General features: G+C 32.5%; 19 protein-coding genes and 2 tRNA genes. 3 read left to right on the top strand and 18 right to left on the bottom strand.

Annotated features, from left to right (window positions below):
• Window positions 1-333 precede the first annotated feature (333 nt).
• The 5 genes from DZ60_RS0120340 to DZ60_RS0120320 all read right to left on the bottom strand — a co-directional run bounded on the left by DZ60_RS0120340 (window position 334) and on the right by DZ60_RS0120320 (window position 5140).
• Window positions 334-417 (bottom strand) — tRNA-Leu (locus DZ60_RS0120340).
• A 16-nt stretch (window positions 418-433) separates the two neighbouring features.
• Window positions 434-505: transfer RNA gene (locus DZ60_RS0120335), tRNA-Gly, on the bottom strand.
• Window positions 506-667: 162 nt separating this feature from the next.
• The gene (mutS, locus tag DZ60_RS0120330; protein WP_025743864.1) at window positions 668-3295 is read right to left on the bottom strand and encodes a DNA mismatch repair protein MutS; all 2628 of its coding nucleotides are present in this window, start codon (window positions 3293-3295) and stop codon (window positions 668-670) included.
• Window positions 3296-3449: 154 nt separating this feature from the next.
• Window positions 3450-4040 carry a PaaI family thioesterase gene (locus DZ60_RS0120325; RefSeq protein WP_025743863.1) on the bottom strand — a complete coding sequence of 197 codons (591 nt, stop codon included), beginning with the start codon at window positions 4038-4040 and terminating at the stop codon, window positions 3450-3452.
• On the bottom strand, window positions 4040-5140 hold the full coding sequence (locus DZ60_RS0120320) for a radical SAM protein (RefSeq protein WP_025743862.1): 1101 nt from the start codon (window positions 5138-5140) through the stop codon (window positions 4040-4042). The genes DZ60_RS0120325 and DZ60_RS0120320 overlap by 1 nt, the downstream gene beginning before the upstream one ends.
• 308 nt (window positions 5141-5448) lie before the next feature.
• Here DZ60_RS0120320 and DZ60_RS0120315 point away from each other — a divergent pair, with 308 nt between their 5' ends.
• Window positions 5449-5997, top strand: coding sequence for an RNA methyltransferase (locus tag DZ60_RS0120315; RefSeq protein ID WP_025743861.1), 549 nt, complete (start codon window positions 5449-5451; stop codon window positions 5995-5997).
• Between the two features lie 38 nt (window positions 5998-6035).
• Here the strand turns inward: DZ60_RS0120315 and folK are convergent, their stop codons facing one another.
• Complete coding sequence (gene folK / locus DZ60_RS0120310; RefSeq protein ID WP_025743860.1) at window positions 6036-7166, bottom strand: 2-amino-4-hydroxy-6-hydroxymethyldihydropteridine diphosphokinase; 1131 nt, start codon at window positions 7164-7166, stop codon at window positions 6036-6038.
• A gap of 113 nt (window positions 7167-7279) precedes the next feature.
• On the opposite strand from folK, the gene DZ60_RS0120305 reads away from it, so the two are divergent.
• Together DZ60_RS0120305 and DZ60_RS0120300 are read left to right on the top strand one after the other, a co-directional pair.
• Window positions 7280-7987, top strand: coding sequence for a queuosine precursor transporter (locus DZ60_RS0120305; RefSeq protein ID WP_034230219.1), 708 nt, complete (start codon window positions 7280-7282; stop codon window positions 7985-7987).
• 195 nt (window positions 7988-8182) lie between these two features.
• Window positions 8183-10837, top strand: coding sequence for an AsmA-like C-terminal region-containing protein (locus DZ60_RS0120300; RefSeq protein ID WP_025743858.1), 2655 nt, complete (start codon window positions 8183-8185; stop codon window positions 10835-10837).
• Window positions 10838-11236: 399 nt separating this feature from the next.
• Here DZ60_RS0120300 and DZ60_RS25335 read toward each other — a convergent pair whose 3' ends face one another.
• The 12 genes from DZ60_RS25335 to DZ60_RS0120240 all read right to left on the bottom strand — a co-directional run bounded on the left by DZ60_RS25335 (window position 11237) and on the right by DZ60_RS0120240 (window position 21481).
• The gene (locus DZ60_RS25335) at window positions 11237-11389 is read right to left on the bottom strand and encodes a hypothetical protein (protein ID WP_161634448.1); all 153 of its coding nucleotides are present in this window, start codon (window positions 11387-11389) and stop codon (window positions 11237-11239) included.
• A gap of 209 nt (window positions 11390-11598) precedes the next feature.
• On the bottom strand, window positions 11599-12312 hold the full coding sequence (locus DZ60_RS0120295; protein ID WP_241448769.1) for a tetratricopeptide repeat protein: 714 nt from the start codon (window positions 12310-12312) through the stop codon (window positions 11599-11601).
• A 119-nt stretch (window positions 12313-12431) separates the two neighbouring features.
• Window positions 12432-12956, bottom strand: coding sequence for a hypothetical protein (locus tag DZ60_RS0120290; RefSeq protein WP_025743856.1), 525 nt, complete (start codon window positions 12954-12956; stop codon window positions 12432-12434).
• Window positions 12957-13324: 368 nt separating this feature from the next.
• A complete protein-coding gene (locus DZ60_RS0120285) occupies window positions 13325-13615 on the bottom strand; it encodes a YciI family protein (RefSeq protein WP_025743855.1) in 291 nt (96 codons plus the stop codon).
• Between the two features lie 644 nt (window positions 13616-14259).
• Window positions 14260-14997, bottom strand: a complete 738-nt coding sequence (locus DZ60_RS0120275; RefSeq protein ID WP_025743854.1) for an outer membrane protein — start codon at window positions 14995-14997, stop codon at window positions 14260-14262.
• Window positions 14998-15099: 102 nt separating this feature from the next.
• Complete coding sequence (locus DZ60_RS0120270) at window positions 15100-16065, bottom strand: helix-turn-helix domain-containing protein (RefSeq protein ID WP_034230218.1); 966 nt, start codon at window positions 16063-16065, stop codon at window positions 15100-15102.
• 672 nt (window positions 16066-16737) lie between these two features.
• Complete coding sequence (locus DZ60_RS0120265; RefSeq protein ID WP_025743852.1) at window positions 16738-17613, bottom strand: SDR family oxidoreductase; 876 nt, start codon at window positions 17611-17613, stop codon at window positions 16738-16740.
• A complete protein-coding gene (locus DZ60_RS0120260; RefSeq protein ID WP_161634447.1) occupies window positions 17594-18004 on the bottom strand; it encodes a DUF6326 family protein in 411 nt (136 codons plus the stop codon). The genes DZ60_RS0120265 and DZ60_RS0120260 overlap by 20 nt, the downstream gene beginning before the upstream one ends.
• 103 nt (window positions 18005-18107) lie before the next feature.
• A complete protein-coding gene (locus DZ60_RS0120255; protein ID WP_025743850.1) occupies window positions 18108-18683 on the bottom strand; it encodes a Crp/Fnr family transcriptional regulator in 576 nt (191 codons plus the stop codon).
• A gap of 99 nt (window positions 18684-18782) precedes the next feature.
• Window positions 18783-19298 (bottom strand): hypothetical protein, encoded by a 516-nt coding sequence (locus DZ60_RS0120250; RefSeq protein ID WP_025743849.1) that lies wholly within the window; start codon window positions 19296-19298, stop codon window positions 18783-18785.
• Between the two features lie 451 nt (window positions 19299-19749).
• The gene (locus tag DZ60_RS0120245; RefSeq protein ID WP_025743848.1) at window positions 19750-20736 is read right to left on the bottom strand and encodes a BtrH N-terminal domain-containing protein; all 987 of its coding nucleotides are present in this window, start codon (window positions 20734-20736) and stop codon (window positions 19750-19752) included.
• A 49-nt stretch (window positions 20737-20785) separates the two neighbouring features.
• On the bottom strand, window positions 20786-21481 hold the full coding sequence (locus DZ60_RS0120240) for a helix-turn-helix transcriptional regulator (RefSeq protein ID WP_025743847.1): 696 nt from the start codon (window positions 21479-21481) through the stop codon (window positions 20786-20788).
• Window positions 21482-21698 lie beyond the last annotated feature (217 nt).

Genomic DNA, 21698 nt, shown 5'->3' with positions numbered 1-21698 from the left:
AAACACAACAATTGGCCTTGATCCATAATTACCCTACAAGGATGTAATATTTTAAGAATTATGTACAAGATGCTCAAAATTTGATAACAAGTGTTAATAAAACTTCTTTTCTGGGAACAAATTATTATTCTCAAATTTCAGGACAAGGAAATCAGGAGTTAAATCGAAGGTTGAATGAAAGGTTAGTTAGAAATTTAGAAATATCTTCTAAACCAAAACAGCGTAATTGTTTAACCTATGTTTAACCCGAGGGTAATTTGTGTTCAAGTAATCGTAGTGTAAAACAACAAAAAACCCTTTGCAAAACGCTGTTTTACAAAGGGTTAATTAAAGTACTGAAGACGGGACTTGAACCCGTACGTCCTAATGGACATTGGATTTTAAGTCCAACGTGTCTACCAATTCCACCACTTCAGCTTGGTATATATCTCAGAGCGAAAGACGGGATTTGAACCCGCGACCCTCACCTTGGCAAGGTGATGCTCTACCCCTGAGCTACTTTCGCAATTTTTCTAAAGAACGTTGCAATTCTTTCGTATTGCGGATGCAAATTTAATATAATTATAATAATGCCAAAGGCTTTTTGTCGGTTTTTTTAGAAAAAGAATCAAAATTAATAGTAACTCTATGTTTCATAGGGAGAAACAGAAAAAATAAAATTATAAAATTATAATTGAGATGCTTTTTTACGAGTAAGCATACGTTTGATTTCATTAAGTTTCATGAGCGCTTCTACAGGAGTAAGAGTATCTATGTCGATATTAACAATTTCATCCTTGATTTCTTCTAACAATGGATCATCAAGATTAAAAAAACTAAGTTGCAATTCATCTTCTTCTTGTACACTTTTGATTTTGCCTGTAAGTTCATCACTACTATGTGATTTTTCTAGTTTCTTTAGCATCTTATTAGCTCTGTGTAATACCTGCTGTGGCATCCCTGCCATTTTAGCTACATGAATACCAAAACTATGTTCGCTGCCTCCCGGGACAAGTTTTCTTAAGAATAGCACCGTGTCTTTAAGTTCCTTTACGGATACATTATAATTTTTTATGCGACCAAAGGTTTCACACATTTCATTAAGTTCATGATAATGTGTTGCAAATAATGTTTTGGGTCTAGATGGGTGCTCGTGCAAAAATTCACTGATTGCCCATGCAATGGATATCCCATCATAGGTACTGGTTCCTCTCCCTATTTCATCTAGTAATACCAAACTACGGTCTGATATATTATTAAGAATACTCGCGGTTTCATTCATTTCTACCATGAAGGTAGACTCTCCCATTGAGATGTTGTCACTAGCACCAACTCGGGTAAAAATTTTGTCAATAATTCCTATTTTTGCTTCTTCTGCCGGGACAAAAGACCCCATCTGTGCCAACAGAACGATCAATGCGGTTTGTCTTAATATGGCAGATTTACCACTCATATTAGGACCAGTAATCATAATCATTTGTTGTTGGTCACGATCTAAGATCAAATCATTAGCAATATAGGCTTCTCCTTGTGGTAATTGTTTTTCGATAACGGGGTGACGACCATTTTTTATTTCTAAATCATGAGATTCATCTATAAATGGGCGGACATATTTATTTTCCTTAGCAAGTTGAGTAAATGAATTTAGGCAGTCTAGTTGCCCAATTAACATAGCATTGAGTTGAACAGGTTTTATATATTCATTCATCCAAATAATCAGATCAGAAAATATCTGTTGTTCAAGTACTAGGATTTTTTCTTCAGCACCAAGGATTTTGGCTTCGTATTCTTTTAGTTCTTCAGTAATATAGCGTTCTGCATTGACCAAAGTTTGTTTACGAATCCAAGTTTCGGGGACTTTATCTTTATGTGTATTACGCACTTCTATGTAATAACCAAACACATTGTTTGATGCTATTTTTAAGGAAGAAATACCCGTAGCTTCTGTTTCTCGGGCTAGCATTTTATCAAGGTAATCCTTGCCTGAGAATGCAATAGATCGCAGTTCATCAAGTTCGGGGGTATATCCTTCTGCAATAGAATTTCCTTTTAAAATATTTACAGGAGCTTCCTCATTTAGTGTTTCCTTGATTTTAGAACGAAGTATTTCGCAGTCATTGAGGGTGTCTCCTATAATGCGTAAAGCTTCATTATCACTTCCCGATGCTTGTGCTTTTATAGGAACGATAGCTTCTAAAGAATTTTTGAGCTGAATTACCTCTCGGGGATTCACTTTTCCTGTGGCGATTTTAGAGATCAATCGCTCAATATCTCCAATTTGCTTAATCTGTTGTTGGATTTTTTGATGTAATTTCTCATTTTCTATAAAATACTGAACGACTTCATGACGTTTTTGTATTGCCGATATGTTTTTGAGTGGTAATGCCAACCATCTCTTTAGAGTACGGCCTCCCATAGGAGAAATTGTTTTGTCAATAACATCTAATAATGTTACGGCATTTGTTGCATTTGCATGGTATAGTTCAAGATTACGAATGGTAAAACGATCCATCCATATATATTGATCTTCAGCAATTCGCTGTATAGTGGTGATGTGCTGGAGTTTGTGATGCTGTGTATCTCCTAAATAGTGTAAAATTACACCAGCAGCGATGATTCCTTCTGTCAAATGATCTACACCAAAACCTTTTAAGGTTTTAGTGCCAAAATGTTTGTTAAGAGTTTCATTAGTATAATCAGGCTTGAATATCCAGTCCTCTAAAAAGAACGTATGAAAATCATGTCCAAAATCTTCCTGAAATTCCTTTTTCTTAGGTTTGGTTATTAATACCTCACTTGGACTAAAGTTTTGTAACAACTTATCCATATGTGCGGCATCTCCTTGTGCCGTCAAAAACTCTCCTGTAGACACATCAAGAAAAGCGACTCCTAGTTCTTTTTTTCCGTAATGCAGCGCACACAAAAAGTTATTCGTTTTGCTCTGCAAAACTTCATCATTAAGTGCAACTCCCGGTGTTACAAGTTCGGTTACACCGCGTTTAACTATGGTTTTTGTTTGTTTTGGGTCTTCTAATTGATCGCATATCGCGACACGTTCACCTGCTTTTACTAATTTGGGTAAATATGTGTTCAGAGAGTGATGAGGGAATCCGGCAAGTGCTGTTTCCTGCTCACTGCCATTACCTCTTTTAGTCAATACAATATTAAGAATAGCTGATGCTTTGATTGCATCCTCTCCAAAGGTTTCATAAAAATCACCAACTCGAAACAATAGCATGGCATCAGGATATTTTGCCTTTATTGCATTGTATTGCTTCATTAATGGAGTAACCTTTTTGTCTTTTTTCGCCGCCATACAACTCATCAATTTTAGGAATGCTGCTAAATTAACTATTCTCTAATATTTTTGTGAAATAGGTGATTATTAGTTATTCATTTTTATTCACATTTTAATGCATGTTTGAAAAGGTAATTTTAGTAGGGTGATTACCACAAAGGATTATGGTCCTTTATAACGAATCAAAATTATGTAGTATTGAACTAAAGTAATTGGATTGAAAATCTGGGTTATTATTCATAAAAGTCTGAATATATGTAAAAAACTCATCTTTTGCATGAGGAGAAATTTTAAATAACAATGATAGTTTGTTAATAGGAATTGTTTTAAAAATACCAGTTCCTTTCACAAGTATTTTGTTGTCTGCTAAAAGCATACTATTAACCTGAGTCTCGTTATCGGTTTGATTCACAATGATAGATTGTATTGTTAATTCTTTATCAAAAGGTACCATTTTGTGAAGCGAAAAAGAAAGCTTAGAGGCTCCTCCGGGTGATCCCATTGCAAAAACGGTGGTACCCATGGCTTCATCTAGTAAATAGGAGCTAAGGCCTCCATGAGCATGTAAAGGAGGACCTTGTAAATTTTCATGAAAAGGAATGGTAACCTTAGCAATAATTTTTTTTTCGAGGATGTTTGCTTTAAATTTAAGAGACAATTTCGAATTATCCCCAACAATTGTTCTTCCAGAACCAATTCCGAAGGGAAGCCTGAAAGATTCAATGTCTAACATGTTCTCAAAACTTTCTTCAAAATCAATCATTATGACACCAATTCTTTTTTAGTTAGTATTCCTATCCTTTTATTCATTTCGGCTACATAGGTCATCCCTTTTTCGAAATCTACCAATCTATTAATTAAATAAAAAGAATACATTGATGTAAGCCAGTTTGTAAATTCTTGTTTGGAGCCAAGATGTTTTCGCATGTTAAGCATTATCCATGAATAATGGGCCCAAAGATCATAGCAATTATCACAATCTCTTTCTTCTCCGATACAACATCTTCTGGTAGAAGCAAGGTCGGGATTGTATGCATTAAAATGAGGGTTAAACGGTTTGCCATTTTTTAATTTTTCGGCATTTTTATCATTATCTACAGAAACGCTACAGCAATTTTCATAACCCCATTTTTCATTATAGAGCATTCCTGTTGAGATTACTTTTGATAGATAAGAAGAAGTCATAATCATGTGAGGGTATTTCTCTATCATTTTATCAATATTGGATCTAACTTCGCCAAACCCCCTGTTATGATCAATATCACCCCCTTTATTCGATATATCACCATAATAGCTAAATAGAATTGGGAGACCATTTTGAACGCCTTGCTCAACAACACTTTCAATTTCATGAGCATTGCCAGGTGTGGTGGTATAATAAAGCATTACTCTCGGGTCATCTTTATAATTTTTTAAAGCCTTTTTAAAAACTTCAATTTTACCTCCTCCTCTTAATCGCGTGTCTGTTTCGTGGTCACCCCAAACAGATAAACCAATTGGGAGATCTTCAAAACCTTCTACAGGTATTTTTCTTAAGCCATTTGTTACAACGGTAGTGTTAAAATTATCATGTAATTTTTTTAACCTAGGAAGTTTCAGACTTGGTTCTCCTCCTGTAACAGTCACGAAATTTGTTCCTCTTGCTTTTTCTTGAGAAATAAAGTCATCAAAAACATGTTCGTCTTTTGGAGCTTTCATTTTGTCCATATCTTCTGCAAAAAAATAGCATCCCTCACATCTGATATTGCAGGTGTGCGTAATGTCTACTAAAATAGATTTAACAGCTCCAGCTTGACGAATTTCTTGAAACAAAGTGTTTAAAAATGGATCTTGTAAGTATTCTTTTAGGTTTTGTTTGGCCATAATTAGGTGTGAATTTAAGTGGTTTTACCTCGAAAAGTGTTTATAAGGCAAGATCATTATAATGTCTTTTTTTTAACACCCAGTTTTCAGGGATTTTTCTTTTTTTTCGAAATGAAGGTCAAAAAGGAACACTTTTTTAATTCAATTTATGTGTTAGGACCTCGCAATGAGGCTAGGATATAATAAATACTTATGTTTTCTTAGTTTGAGACTGTCATAGATTTTCTAATTTATCATATAAGTAGGTTTTCATGTATGGTGTAAAGTAAACCTTTGTAGGTTTTGGTGTAAATACTACTTTTGCAGCAATGGAAAAAAATAGAAAACTCAAAAACAGCGAACTTGATCGTAAAACGACGGCAGAATTTAAGGCTGCAGCAAAAACACCTTTGATCGTTATTTTGGATAATATAAGGAGTCTTAATAATATAGGTTCGGTTTTTAGAACTTCTGATGCTTTTTTGATACAGAAAATATATCTATGTGGTATTACAGCAACACCACCGCATAAAGATATTCAGAAAACTGCACTGGGAGCAACAGATACTGTGGATTGGGAGTATTACGAGGATACATTAACACTAATTAATAACCTGAAATCTCAAAACATAAAAATTCTTGCCATCGAACAGGCAGAAAATGCAAGTATGCTTCATGAATTTGTTCCCGAAAGCCCTGATGTAACATATGCTGTGGTTTTTGGAAATGAGGTGAAAGGTGTACAGCAAGAAGTTGTTTCTGAAAGTGATTCGGTTATAGAGATCCCGCAATATGGGAGTAAGCATTCTCTAAATATAGCCGTTAGTGCTGGGGTTGTGCTATGGGATTTGTTTTCTAAAATGACCAAAACGTCGTAATTTTTCTTAGTCTAAATTATGTTCTTGACAGGTTTTGTTTAGGTACTAATGATTTGATCAAGAATCCAAATATAGTCCCCTCGATTAGCTATAAAATCTCTTTCTGATACATCTATCACTTTAACATTGAGTTTTTGTTGCATTTTTATGAATTGCAAATATCCGGTATTGATCTTGTCGAGGTATTCGGGACTTATGTTTTGCTCATAATCACGCCCTCTCATTTTAATGTTTTTGAGAAGACGATCTGTATTTTGATAAAGATATACATACAATCCCGGTTTAGTCAAGCTGCGATACATGAGGTCAAATACTCTTTTATAGATGGTGTATTCTTCGGGTTGTAGAGTGACATTAGCAAAAATTAAAGATTTAAAAACGTCATAATCACTTACGACAAAATCTGTAAACAGGTCAAATTGGGCAATGTCATCCTGTAGACGTTGATAACGATCAGCCAGAAAGGACATTTCTAGAGGAAATGCATAACGCTCCATATCCTCATAGAATTTAGGTAAAAAAGGATTATCGGCAAAGCGCTCAAGAATAAGTTTTGCATTGAATTCTTGGGCAATTAATTGAGCTAAACTTGTTTTGCCTGCACCGATATTACCCTCAATAGTGATGTATTGCAATTCTGATAATAGGTACTTGTTTTTTGGGTTTGTTAGTTTGTTAGAAACTATAGTAACTGTCGAGTTATCCGAGGTGTTTGTTAATAATTGCTGTACGGTTTGTTGTAGTACAGGATGTATTTCAGTTTCTGCAATATCAACCAATGGGACTAAAACAAACTTACGATCCTGCATATGGGGATGAGGTACTTGTAATTTCTTTGTATCAATAATACCTTCAGAAGAAAAAATAATGTCTAAATCAATAGTTCGGGCTTGATAACCGTCAGTATTTGTTCTATTTCGTCCAAGCAAGTTTTCAATTGCTAAAAGTTTATCTAGTGCATCGCTAGTAGTAAGAAATGTTCTAACCAGAATGCAGGCATTATAAAAAGGATCACTATTAAAACCCCATGCAGGTGTCTCGTATACTCTAGAGATAGAGACGATATCACCTATGGTTTTATAAACTTCATTAATGGCATTTTGAAGAAATTCTATGCGATTACTAATGTTACTGCCTAATGAGATATGAATAAGATGAGGTGTTTTCAAAAGTATATTGGTTTGTGATCTGGTAAGAACTTTATATTTTTAAGAACAAATTAAGCAAAACAAAACCACTTCGCCTTATTTTTGTGCCAACTATTACTAATCAAGATTTTATTTTGAACAAAACTCCTTTAGATTTTAAAGACAAACGTGCCGCATACTATATATATCTTATATTAGGTTCCCTTTTTATTTCTTCATTGGTAGTTTCTAATTTAATTTTTCAAAAATTTTTTCATTGGGATTTTTTCGGAATTTACACGTTTGAAATTTCTGTTGGTATTTTACCTTATCCGATTACGTTTTTGATTACTGATATTATTAGTGAAATATTCGGAAAAAGAAAAGCAAACCAAATCGTTACAGCTGGTATTTTTGCTTCCTTATTTTCATTACTTATTGTGAGTATGGCTTCATGGGTATCAGCCACTTCTTGGTCTCCTATCAATGATGCGATTTTTGATCAAGTTTTTGGGGCTACAGTAATTGCAGTATTTGCATCGATGCTGGCTTATCTTTTTGCCCAATATATTGATATTCAGATTTTTCATTTCTGGAAAAAAGTAACAAAAGGAAAACACCTTTGGCTTCGTAATAATTTCTCTACATTTTCTTCTCAGTTTATAGATACGGCAACAGTACTACTTTTATTATGTGCTACTAATATTATATCCTGGGATCGTTTTGCGGTGCTACTTCTTAATGGTTTTTTGTTTAAAGTTTTGGTCGCTGCATTAGATACCCCAATATTGTATCTGGGAGTACATCTAATACGCAAAAGGTTTGGATTAAAACAAGGAGAAGAATTAGAATTAGATGTTTAGTGGGTTGTTTGACGAGATTTTAACAAAAATTCTGGGTTTTGTCGAGTATCTAGATGTAAAGTCTAACAAATAGTTAACGTAAAAAATGTAACAATGTATTTTTGGAAATCGTTACTTTATAGTATAGTTTTAACTGAATAAAACGCTAATTTTTTTAAAAAAAATCTACTTGAAGAAGTATTAAAATTAAAGCACATGAAAAAAGTTTTTAAAATTTTTGGTATCCTTTTACTGCTGTTAATCGTAGCTATTATCGCTGTTCCTTTTTTGTTCAAGGGTACTATTCAGGATAAAGTGCTTTATCAAATTAATCAGCACGTAAATGCAAAAGTAGATTTGGATAATTTGGATATAAGTCTTATCCGAAGTTTTCCTCGTGCTTCTATTGTTATAGATGAGTTTTCTATGACTAATCATGCTCCTTTTGAGGGGGATACATTGGCTTATGCAAAAAGAATAGCTTTAAATATGTCCGTTATGGAGTTGTTCAAAGATCCTTCTGAACCGATTAGTTTACAAAAAATCATAATAGATGAGGCTAGTATTGCAATTAAAACAGATTCTTTGGGTAATTCTAATATGGATGTAACTAAAAAGGATGATAGTGTTGATGCAGTACAGGAAAAAGATACTGAAGAAGGAGAAGCATTTACATTTGCTTTGGAGCACTATGAGATTAATGACAGTAAAATTCTGTTTAGAGATGATGTAACAAAAATGATGTTAGAAATGACCCATTTTAGTCATAGTGGAGATGGGTCAGTAGGCGAAAAAATAATTCTTGATACACAAACAGAAACAGAAGCATCTTTTGTGTTTGATGGGACCAATTATCTTAATAAGAACAAATTAAAGTTAGACGCAGAGATAGAACTAGATCTCGAAAATCAAAAATATATTTTTAAAGAAAATACATTTCAGATCAATAGATTACCTCTAGAGTTTACAGGTTTTGTACAGCTGGCAGATGCATATACAGATGTTGATCTTAGTTTCAAAACTCCAACTTCTGATTTTAAGAACTTTCTAGCGGTGATTCCAGAGGTATATACCAAAGATTTAAGTGGTGTTAAGACCAACGGAGATTTTTCTATTAGCGGTACCGTAAAGGGGAAGTCTGATGAGAAGTACATCCCGAAAATGGACATTAATATATTGGCTAATAATGCATATTTTAAATACCCAGACTTACCTAAGGCAGTAGAAAATATTAATATTAATACCCAGATTGTCAATGAGACAGGGCTACTAGATGATACATTTGTGAAAATTAATGATCTGACTTTTAAGATTGATCAGGATGCTTTTGCGGCAAAAGGAAGTTTGTTAAATGTGACCAAAAATATGATTGTGGATATGACAATGAATGGGACACTTAACCTAGCTAATTTAAATCAAGCATATCCTATGGAGCTCGAGCAAAAACTCAACGGGATTCTTACCGCAAATATTGCCACCCATTTTGATATGGAATCTCTTGATAAAGAACAATATCAGAATGTAAAAAGTTCTGGTATAGCAAGTATATCGAAGTTCGTATATGCATCTGAGGATTTGCCTAATGAAATTAAAATAGAAACAGCTAACGTAAGTTTTAATCCAGAAACTATAACGTTAGATAATATGGATGTAACAACCGGTAGATCTGATCTTCAGGCCAAAGGAACCATTCAAAACCTAATGGGTTTTGTGTTCTCAGAACAGGATCTCAAAGGAGAATTTGATGTAGCCTCTACTGTTTTTGCTGTCGATGATTTTATGGTAGGCGAATCAGAATCAGAGGAGACTACTCAGGGAGAAAGTGAAAATAAAACAGTAGCAACAACAGATGATGATGCTATGAAAATTCCTTCATTCCTTGATGCAACATTAAATTTTGATACAGAGACTGTTTTCTATGATAATTTAGAGCTGAAGAACACTAAAGGAACTGTGAAAATAAAGGATGAAACCGCGTACTTAGAAAACGTAACTTCAAATATTTTTGATGGAAACATTGGGTTTTCTGGTAATGTATCTACAAAATCAGAAACTCCCACTTTTGATATGGCTCTAGATCTTGATAAAATAGATATTGTACAATCGTTTACCAACCTTGAACTAATAAAGAGTTTGGCTCCCATTGCTCAAGCACTTACAGGTAATATTACTACGCAAATGAAGTTAAACGGAAATCTAGACGAAAGTCTTATTCCTGTACTAACTTCATTAAAAGGAAGTGCACTTGCCGAAATTCTAAATGCTCAGGTTTCTACCACTAAGACTCCCATGCTATCTTCGCTCGATAATCAACTTAATTTTGTAGATATTGATCAGTTAAACTTAAAGGATATTAAAACAAATCTTAGCTTTGATGATGGCAAAATCAACGTAGAGCCATTTGAGTTTGATGTCCAAGGGATAAAAATCACTGCAGGAGGTGATCATAGTTTTGATCAGAATATGAATTATACTATGACCTTAGATGTTCCTGCAAAATATTTGGGTGACGAGGTAGGAAGCTTGATTTCGCAATTAGACCCAAAAGAGGCAGATGCCATGACTGTTGGTGTTCCTGTGGGAATATCAGGAAATTTTAAGAACCCAAAAATAAATTTGAACACCAGAGATGCTATAAAACAGCTCACACAACAAATAGTAGCTAAGCAAAAAGAAAAGGTAAAAGGAGAATTAGTTGGTCAAGGACAAAAAGTATTAACCGACCTCTTGGGAGGAGGGTCTAAAAATGAAGAAGGAGATTCTAATACCACAGAAGCTACAGATACCAAAGAAACATTGAAAAATACTGCGAAAAATATTTTGGGAGGCTTTTTGAGCAAAAAAAAGGCGGATACTACAAAAAATAATTAATGTGAGGTCGTCTTAATGAGTTGAACAAAGTACTTTAATATAACCACTCTTATCCATCATTTACTCATTTAAAAGTAAACGAATAAGAACTTCATGTAGGTCAGGTTCATATTTTTGAGAAGAATAGATTTATGTTGTAAATGGTTGTATATCAGGTTGTTGTTCGCTATTGAGTTCCTTAAAATGTACAGTTTTTACTCTCTTATTCCTTTAATTAATAGCCAAAGTGAAAACGACAATTCTCCTATTAAAGAAAATAGAAGTATAAAAATATATCTCCGGAGTATTGAGGGGCAAGAATGAGTACTACGCTGTTGATTAAGTAACAAATACCCGTATTGGTTACTAAGTTCCAAATCAATTTCCCAATTAGCTCAAAAATTAAAACAGGAAGCATTTTTAGGGGATTTTGAACCCCCCAAGTATTGCAAGTAATGCGAAGGCACCTAATAATGACTGAATCACGGTGTCTTGATTAGCTGACCTCTGGTTAGGGGTAATTATTTCTGGCCAAATGGTCAAGGTTAATCCTATAGATATGAGCAAATACATAGCGCACAGAAGTATAACCTTAAATTTGTTATTTCTAACATATATAGTTTCTTTTTGTTTATGACGAAAGAGCTAGAAGATTGTTACTGGCTGTACAGATGTTTTAAAAAGATACTGTTTCGATTGGTTATTATGGTTTATCGACTAATTAGGCAACTGCAAATAATATAAATTTGTGAAGATTTGCAGAAGTAGACGAGAACAAGAAATTACTTCATTATTGTATGCTGTTTTATTTCATTTTCAATATTCTCTAAATATATTTTGTCCATTGGATTTGAGTAAGGATCAGACATTTTTTTGTCTTGAATATAAAGTTCTTTTGATTTTACTAAAGAAGCTTCGTATTGTGATATTTTATCTAACTTACGATAGGCAAGAGATAAATAATATTGATTTTCGGCTAATTCATTCGTTTTAGATTGCTTTTGAAAAAGGTCAATTGCTTTTTCAAATTTTTCGGTTTCAAAATAAAGGACGCCAAGGTGCAAATAATCATAAGTGCCAAGGAACTTCTCCTCTTCGTTTAGCTGAATCTGTTTCTGTATGATTTCTATTGCTTTTTTCTTTTCTCCAATGGCTTTGTAACATAACCCTTTGGCAATATTCAAATGATATGTTCCATTTTGAGATTGTCCTATATCATAATCTACCAAACTGTCCAGTTTCTCAATATCTTTAATTGCTCCTTTATAGTCTCTAAAAAATTGATAACGACACCAACCTCTATATCCTAGGTGTTCTTTTGGATTGTATTCAACGGCTTTATCAATTAGTTTTTTCCAGGTTACAAAATCCCCACTTTTCAGATAAGCAATAGATTTTGCCCAATAAGCATAATCAAATGTTGGGTCAATCTCAATTGCCTCGTCTAAAATTGTTTGATATTCTTTACTGAATTGATAATGACCTTTAATTTTCATAGCTTTTTCACAAGCCTTATATTTTAAAGTGTCTCCGTTATATTTGTACGCTTCGCAATTCGGTTGTGCGAATAAATTTAAACATGAAAATAGTACAATTAAAAGGCTAAAATATTTCATTAAGGCAAGATTTCTGTTAGTTGTCCGTCTGATATTTTGAAAATGAGATACATATAATAATCAACAGGAGTTTCGTTTTTATATAAAACTTCCCATTGTTCAATCTCTTTTGTTATGCTAAGAAGTTGAGTAATAATTTCTTTATCAAATTCCTTTTCTTGGTAGTTATAGTCTGATTGTAATACCCTAAATCTTCCTGTTTTTCCTTCACAGTTCACTATAAATCGTATTCTGATTAGTCCATTCTCATTACTGCCTCTTGTAGATTTGTATTTTGAATTGAAGGTGTGTAAGATTTTTAGTTTTTCGTCTTTATAAACCGGGCCTTTTCCCAAATTGAAATATTGAAGAATATTGTCATCTCCGTTGCATATTTTAAAATCTGAAGTATCAACTTTGTCATTTTGTTCAATATCTCCAACCCAACGTAAATACTCTTGTTTTTCGGGGACTTTTTTTTCTGTTTGACAACTCCAAAGGATTGAAAATAGTAGTATTGATAATAAAATAAAGTTTTTTTTCATTCGTTTTGTTCAAATATTTACTTGCGTTATCGACTTTGGTTAGTACGGGATTAAAATTACGAAACTTTAGACTATAAATGCGAATTGCCCTATTTTTGTGCAATCTGAGTATTGTGCTTAGTATTTTTTTGTTTAGGCATCAACGTTTATAGGTGAATTATTCTTTGTTTTTCTCTAAATCACATAGAGACAATGTAAAATATTATATACTACATAGATACTGGTGAATTCGCATCGGTGACTATCTTCAAATAGGATATAAGACAAGCACTGCCAAGAACAAAAACCACATTATGGACATCTTAAAAAAGATATATTATTTTTAGAACTAGGTGTTTTTTATGAGAGGCTTTGTTGTGTGTTGGTATCTATTCTTCGATTAAGAATTTTAGTTTCTCACAGGTTTTACTGGGTACAAATTGTGTCAATTCATAATCTGCAAGCTCATTTTTCTTAAAAGGGTCTTTATTAATAATTTTTTCGATTTCAGATTTTGATTCAATATTGGATAAAATTATTCCGCCTGTTCTGGGAATTTTTCGTCCAGAAGCCAAGAAGTGGCCCAATTCATATTGTTCATTCAGAAATTCAATGTGTTCGTTTAAAAATTGATCAACTTTTTCTAATTCTGTTTTATAAGTGATATTTATAATAAACATTATTCGTTTCGATTTAGTTTTCAGTTCAATGCCATTTTTATATAACACAAAATGTTTTGGATATGATAAGTTGGCAGAAAATATATGAGTGTTTTAGCCTTTTTCAAAGGTAATTAACCCTGGTGAATTTCTGATAAAGAAATTGCGTTGTAATTAATTCATATCCCTTTTATTGAGTTTCCTTTCCTTTATTCGTTATTAATCTGAAATAATTACCCGCAGCTAATGCAGACTTTTTTAACATATCCATAAAGTCATCTAGTGAAATACCCTCTAGATAGAATCGTTCTATTGCTAATTCAAAAATATTTTTGGCAAGCGATTCGAAGTGATTAGCAATAATATCTCCATTTTTTTTAGATTTTTAACCTGTTTATAATCTTCATAAAGGAAATCTAATTCGATATTTAGTCCTTTGATTACGAAAGACTTGTGTGGTAACTTTCTTGGTTTATTTACTTCTTTGATCATATAGATTAAGAAATTATATCTAATGTTGATTATAAAAATAGTAGCTTACTGCGGGTATGTTTTATTTCACATTAAAAGGAAGTTGAGATGGGCAGCACCTCTTGAATTTATCACTGTTTTGGCTATTTTTTTGTACTTGATTAAAGATAAGCTTCTATTTAGGTTTTCTTAATTTACTTTTTGGGAGACCAAATATAATATGTAATACCGAACATAGTTTGATATACCCCCAGGCCAGAATCAAAATAATTTCCGTCAGAATTTTCATTTCTATATTCTACGTGTTTAGATGCTGTATATTCTGCTTTTATCGATAGATTTTGTTTTAGAAAGTATTCTATTCCTAAGCTCATTGTTCGTACTCCTGTATGTACACCTTTTGAGTATGTAGGATGTTCGGCGCCTCGCTCTGTTCGGGCATCATTCAAATCATAAAGCACACCATTAGGGACTAAAGAATTGGTGTTGTTCCATCTTTGAGATAAAAAACCAAAGAGACCCGCATAGGCGGATAGCTTCTTGTATTGAAGCCCCAACCTTATTGATGGCCCAAAGTTATAATCTACTTCGGTGTGAAAATTTAGAGAATCTGTATTGGCTTTAATATCCATCTTCTGGTGGTTATAGGAAAATTCTACGCCTGCCCAAAACCTGACTTTATCAATGTTACTTCCAAAAATATGTTTATATCCCACATAACCACCAAACCCTACATTGGGAAATGCTTGAGGAACCGTTGCTTTGCTACTGGTAAAAGAAGGGGAGATAGTAAGATTATAACTACCGTCTCTGCTGACCACCTCTTCGGCAGCATTTAGGAATAAGAACCCACCCCCGACATAGAAACCCTCTTGTCCAAATGCCGTAAGTTGAATTAATGATAGTGCGAATAAATAAAGTAATTTTTGCATGATTATCTTTTTTGAATTGAATAATACAGCAAATTTAAGTAGTCAGCATATCCAAATTCATCCCTAAAAGTCTAAAAAATGCCCCATTTAGTTCATCATGCTTCACCTTACGTCTTTAGGCAAAATGTTGAATTGTTTCTTAAAAGCTTTTGAAAATTGACTGAGATTGCTATACCCTATGATGTGGCCAACTTCAGAACAAGAATGCTTCTTTGTTAGTAATAGTTCCATCGCCAAGTTCAATTTTACTTCGAGGTAATATCTATATGGTGTAGTGCCAAAAACTTGTTTGAAAAGCCTTTTGTACTTAGAAAGACTCATGCCCGCAAGTTTTGCCAAGTTTTCAACGGATACAATATTTTCAACATTGTTTTCAATATTTTCTTTGGTGAGAATTAATTTGGCCAAGTCGTCTGAATGTACACCTTCAATTTTTGTATCTCCTTTTGTTCGATTTTGTAGTCTCGAAAAAAAATATTCTAAAAGTTGAAAAACCTTAGAGGTTAATAACAATTTATTTTCAGTAGAGTTATTTGTACCCGTAAACAATTTTTTTAATCTGAAATCCAAAAACTCGGAAAGAAAAATTGGAATATTCTCAGGAAACAATTCTTTAATAGGATTACTTGCTGAACTCATTATATTGTCTTCTAACCAGGTTTTGGTAAATCCTATATTAAAAATTTTGATTGGTGCATTAGGTGGTATCTGAATTCTTGCTGAGGTAGCAGAGGAAGCAAGTAAGATATTGATGTTACCAATCCCGAGGTTAAATTGTTTTCCATCTCCCGTTTGTTTTATTGTTGATTTCGAAAGATGAAAATTTAGGATAAAATAATCATTGATTGCTTTAGGTTCTCTTATTAGTTCAAGTGGTTTGAGCAGTTCTACGTCTATCAAATTACACCATAACCCATCTTGAATTTGCAAATATTCTATTTCTCCGGAGCCTATACTATTGTCTAATTCTAATCCATTAGATTTTAATGTAGAGGGTATAGATTTATGCAATACCTCACACCATAAATTGGGAGGCATTAGATTTGATTTTAGTAGTAGATTACTCATTTTTTCTTTGTCTATTGTGGTTTGGCTATGATTAGTATGGGATTAAAAATACATTTAATTATGGGTTAAGTACTTAGTCAAAACTTTTATTTTGTCTTTTTCTTTGTCAAGCTAAATAGAAAGATTTTGAGGGCTTTTTAAAATTATAGTAGCTTTTGGATTAAGCATTAAAGCCTGTATTAATTAGCGTTTTTATGATAAGAAATCGATTTGCAAGGGTGCATCGTTTTTTTGTTGAAGTAGGGGGAGGTGTTTTCTACGGATATGATTAATTTGATTATGATATTCTATTTAGGTTAAGAATTATTTATTTTTTTCAAGTTAATCATAGAATAGGTATTCTTAAATTAGGTTTTTTCTTCGTTAGTGCATAAAACTCTTTTAAATCGTCGGGTATATTAGATTCTGTTTTGTCAGAAGTAGGAGTGTAAATCACATATTGAGCACCTTTTTTTAGAACATTAATTGTTTTCTTAGATGCGACATTTCATGATAATACATGACGATTAGTATAAGAAACGTAGGGAAGTTGATAAGTGCTAGGTTTCGGATTGGTACTCATCCGAATATGAATATTTTGCTTTTATCATTTTTCGTAAATGCTAAATTTTAGAGTTGGTAACTTTGTTAATATTCAGAAGACTTTCTGTTTAGCATAAATGTCTATGTTTTTCATACATTCTTGTCAGACCTTTTTATTTTAGTTTGAACCAATCTTTCACTAATGTCCCAAAGCTTTTTAGCTGTTTCTTCGTTAGTTGCCCATGGTTTAGGTTTTTTTTCCTTACAATTCCTGAAATTTCTTCCTGATACACCCTCAACTTCTTTAGATGTACACATATAAATAGAGGTTTTTGCTCCTTTTGCTGGTGATTGTAGAAACAGTTTCATAAGGGGCAAAATTATTTTACCAAACAAACCATTTTGAGAACCTAAACTGGTTCCTACTTCTCCTGGATCAACAGAATTAACCGTTACATTACTTTTCTCGAGTTTCTTCGCTAATTCATAGGTAAAAAGAATATTTGCTAGTTTTGAATGACTGTATACTTTTAAAGATTTAAAGCCGCTATCAAAATTCAAATCTTCAAAATTCATTCTCTTAATAAGCATATGTGCTCCTGATGCTACATTTACAATTCGAGCAGAATCACTAGATTTTAAGCGTTCAAGTAGTAAATTGGTTAGTAAAAAATGTGAAAGATGATTAACAGTAAACATTTCTTCATACCCATCTACGGTGATTTTTCTCTTTGTGTTGTAGACCCCGGCATTATTTAAAAGGATATGCAAAGGTTTGTTATAGCTCAAAAAAGTTTGGGCAATTATATCTACCTCTGTTAGTGAGGATAGGTCTCCTAATAACAGATGAATATTTTTATTTCCTGTTTCTAATTTTATATTCTGTATAACTTTTTCTGCTTTTTGAGCATTTCGGCCTACCAAATACAACTCCGCTCCCATTTGAGCCAAAGATGTTGCTGAGGCTAATCCAATCCCACTAGTTGCACCCGTGACAAGAGCAACTTTATTTTTTAAATCTACCATATCTCTGTTTTGATTTATTAGTGACAGAAACTTCTTTACTCAAGCAAAAACTATGATTAATGATCATTCTGTGATTGTTGTATATATGAACAAGATGCCATCCCAATTTTTCATTGGATTGATAAAAAGTGGAATAACGGATAGGATTGGCTACATCAATATTGGGCCAGTTTTTGGCGGTAAAGGATAGAAATGAGGAAAGTCCTATCATTAAAACAGGAAACTTAAGTAAGATGCCATCAATGAGCATGAGCTCTTCGGTAATTACATTTTCATTTACTATTCCTCTTTGCATCTCTAGAAGCAGGTCTGGTCTAAACATCTTGTAAATGTATTTACTGATAACATAGAGTACTACAAACCCCGATAAGAAATACAATTTTGTTTTCAATAAACATAGTTTTAGTGAGCTACAAAATTATTCTTCTTACTATTATAGTCCATTCACCTGGGTTAACTTCGTTAAGGGTACTAAAAAAAGATAATGATGAGATTTATCCATTTTCAGTAAGTCGTTTCCGGATTCTGCTTAGTGATTGAGGTTTGATTCCTAAATAACTTGCTAAATGATATTGTGGTACTCTTTCTAACAAATCAGGTTTTGACTTTCTTAATTCCAAATAATGTTCTTCTGGTGAGAGGTTTCGAAATTTATCTGTTGAAATTAGTTGATTTGTTGTATAATCATCACTAATTTTTCTGTAAAGTGGAATAAACTGAGGGTAGTTCGTTAAGAATTTCTCTGTACGTTCTGTTCTTCCAATTGAGAAAATACAATTTTCAAGACATTCTATATAGTATTCAGAAGGTTTTTTCTTGATATAACTCACAGGTACAATTGGGTCATTTTCTAAAAAGAAATTCGTGTTTTTTTCCTCTCCATCAATTAAGAAATAGCTACGAACACACCCTTTAAGAACAAGATAACTCTGTTTTGCATATTCACCTTCTCTTAATAAAATAGTTCCTTTTTCGTGTTTTTTAATAATGCAGTTTTCTTTAATAATGTTAATATCATCTGCACTAAGAAAAGTATATCTTGAAAAGTAGTTTATTAGAAGCTTACTCATATAAAATAATAGATTTTATTTAATGTCTTAACAGCCATGTATATGAGGCGTAACCTATTGATAAATGGCCGTGATTTTAGGGGCATTATTAGCTGCTTTTTATATTCTATTTTCAATCAAGTCTTTTGCAAGACTCGCTTTCTTTAATTTCTTATTTTTTATTAAATATTCAATGTCATACTTATTATCAATCATAAGTTGGGTGTAGTAATAGTTTATGTGTTCTAATATTGCAAATGCATTAGCTATAATTCCCCAAACAAACATATTATTAGATTCAAAACTCCAGCCTTGAATATAAAGCTGGATCAAAAGAAAGGGAAGCATAAATAAAATCAATATAGAGTTTAATCGCTTCGATTTCTTGAAAAACCGAATGTTATTGTCTTGTTCTACGTATGCTCCTTTTAGTCCATCAAGTTTGAGTTTCCAGTAATATTGACCTTGATACAGAATGATTATACAAACCACTAGGCCATAAGATAACAGAACAACGTTTCTAATTGGATTGGTGAACAAGAGATAAAATAATAATACAGGAATAGTCACATAGGTATGAAACTTCTCTGTTGGATAGTACCATTTTAGTCGTTGTATTAATCTCCTTTTACTCATCTTTATTTTTGTATTTATCGCGGGTGACGCTTTGGATATGATTAGTAAAGAAATTAAAAGTAGTAAACTTTCGATTAGGTATGCAGCGAATTGTCTATATTTTGATTTAGTTTTTCAGTTTTAAAAACTAAATCTAAAAATTTGATGGTTCCAACAAATGAAACAAAAAGATTTCGGTTTAGCAGTTGACTAGCTATGCTTTAGATGTCATTTTGTAGCACGTTTTTATTTGTTTTTTTATTCAATTTTTCGTTCCTCCAAATCTAGGATTAAAGAAATTGAACCTCATTCAGTTTCTTTAGATTTGTATACTACCTTCTAGTTAGAATTCTTTAATCAATGATTTTACTTTTTAAAACAAAATCAAATAAACAAGCTTTGGCACCTTTATAAAGAAACATAGACCTTTTAAAAAGCTTACCTGCCTGATGCTATTTAATAAGATACATTGTTAGCTACTGACTTTTTTTAGTTTTTCCATCGTTGTTTTCTCTCGTTCAGACAATTCAATCAATATTTCGGAAGCAAAATTTATATATTTTATCTCTTCCGTCTCACTAATTTTAATGAATAAATCGGCTACTTGTTTCCATAATTGAGCTATTTTATCATACGCTTCACTTGCATTTATTAATTCATGAGATTCAATCAATTCTCCACTTTCTTTAAGAAAATCTCGGTAAATATTTCTAAACAAAGAACCACCTGTTCCTCCTTTTTCCATTAAAGAAGCTGAAGTTTGGAAGTCTTTTTTGATGTCGATACTCGTTTCAAACCATTTTTTAATTTCTGAACTCGTTTTATGAATTCCTTTATAACCAATGTTTTTGATAGGAGGATTTAAAAAATCATTAGCATTGTTTTTAATGGCTTGTTTAATTGCTTTTTTTAAATCAGTTAGTTTTCCATTTTTAGAAATGGTGTATGAAAGGTTTTTAGAAGACATAGGACCTTTTTCATTTCGGGCTAATTCTAAGTTTTTTAATGTCGTTCTGGCATTTCTACCTTGTTGATTGGTATCGTTTAGATATGCTAATTTCTCATCATAGCCATATATTGAAGCATAATGCCCCGCAAAATGTATTTTTGTTGTAAAATAATCTAAGTGATAACAGTCTAATTTTAAACCAACAGCCTTCCCTTTTTCTATATTTTCTTGAACGTTTGTCCAAGCTTTTTTTATTGATGAAGTTTCTTTGACTTCTAAAATTAAGTTCAGATTTCTACAAATATTTTCGGTCAATACGTCTGGTTTAATTCTACCCCCGATAAATGGAAAGTCCATAATTTTCATATTCCAAAAAATATAGCCTAGACCTTCTCCAAGTCCAAATAACATAGGTTCTGAAAGATTTATATCGAGTTGATATAATAGGCTTCCTGTTGCTGTAGTTTCACAATGTTGCCCGTTAAATGGCTTAAAATCTTTTATTATCATATTCTTTTATTATTTGATAACGCAAAATTATTGAAGACCTATGACAGCCCTATGTCAACTTAGATTGATATTTTTCAATAAAATATTTAGTAAGATTGAAATCTGGTATATTATCGAATCTATTGGCAGTTAATTTATAGTTCGTTATTCTATCAAGTCTAAATTCTCGATATTCTTTTTTCTTATTACAATAAGCCACAAGAACCCAAGCCGTATTAGAAAAGTAAACACCCAAAGGGTTAATTTTTCTTTCAGAGATTTCATTCTTGTGGATAGAATGGTAGGTTATTTGTACTATTTCATTTTTGACAATGGCGTTTTTGAAATCAGAAAGTGAATTGCTTTGGAATGGTGTTTTTTGATAGGAAGGAGCAATCCTACTGTCGAGTTTTTCATAATGTTCCTTTTGAAATTCTTTTAGGACTGATTTTATTTTAAAAAGTAGTGCAGAAAAATCATTTTGTAGTGAATTGTCTCCTTGGTTTTGTATCAGTTTTTGGGCTGTTACTAATGTATTTACCTCTTTTTCATTAAACATAATGGGAGGTAAGTGATAACCACTAACCAAAAAATAGCCTTTTCCATTTTCTGAACCTATTGGGACTCCTGCGTCTTGTAGCGTTTTAATATCTCTATAAACCGTTCTAAGGCTTATTTCAAATCTGTTTGCAATTTCTTTGGCAACAATTATTTTTTTAGACTGTAGTTGAATTAGTATAGATGTTAATCTTGTCAGTCGGTCCATTTTTTAATTAGTTATTTTGAGCTTGTACCTAATGGTCCTATGTATGAAAAGTAGCGTGTAAAAAGACGTTCACTTTTTGGTTAAGCACAGAGCAGAATTCTTATATTTCGTTTTCATTTTATTGTTCTAAAAACCAGATTTAAAAATTTGGCGGTCTTTGTAAATAGACACAGTAAATAAATGCATGTTTTTGAGACAACCTTTGTTAGCTCAGTTT

This window comes from Aquimarina pacifica (assembly GCF_000520955.1).
GTDB classification, from domain to species: Bacteria; Bacteroidota; Bacteroidia; order Flavobacteriales; family Flavobacteriaceae; genus Aquimarina; species Aquimarina pacifica.
Note: the sequence above shows the minus strand (reverse complement) of the source record. Positions and strands in the feature narration are given on the sequence as shown.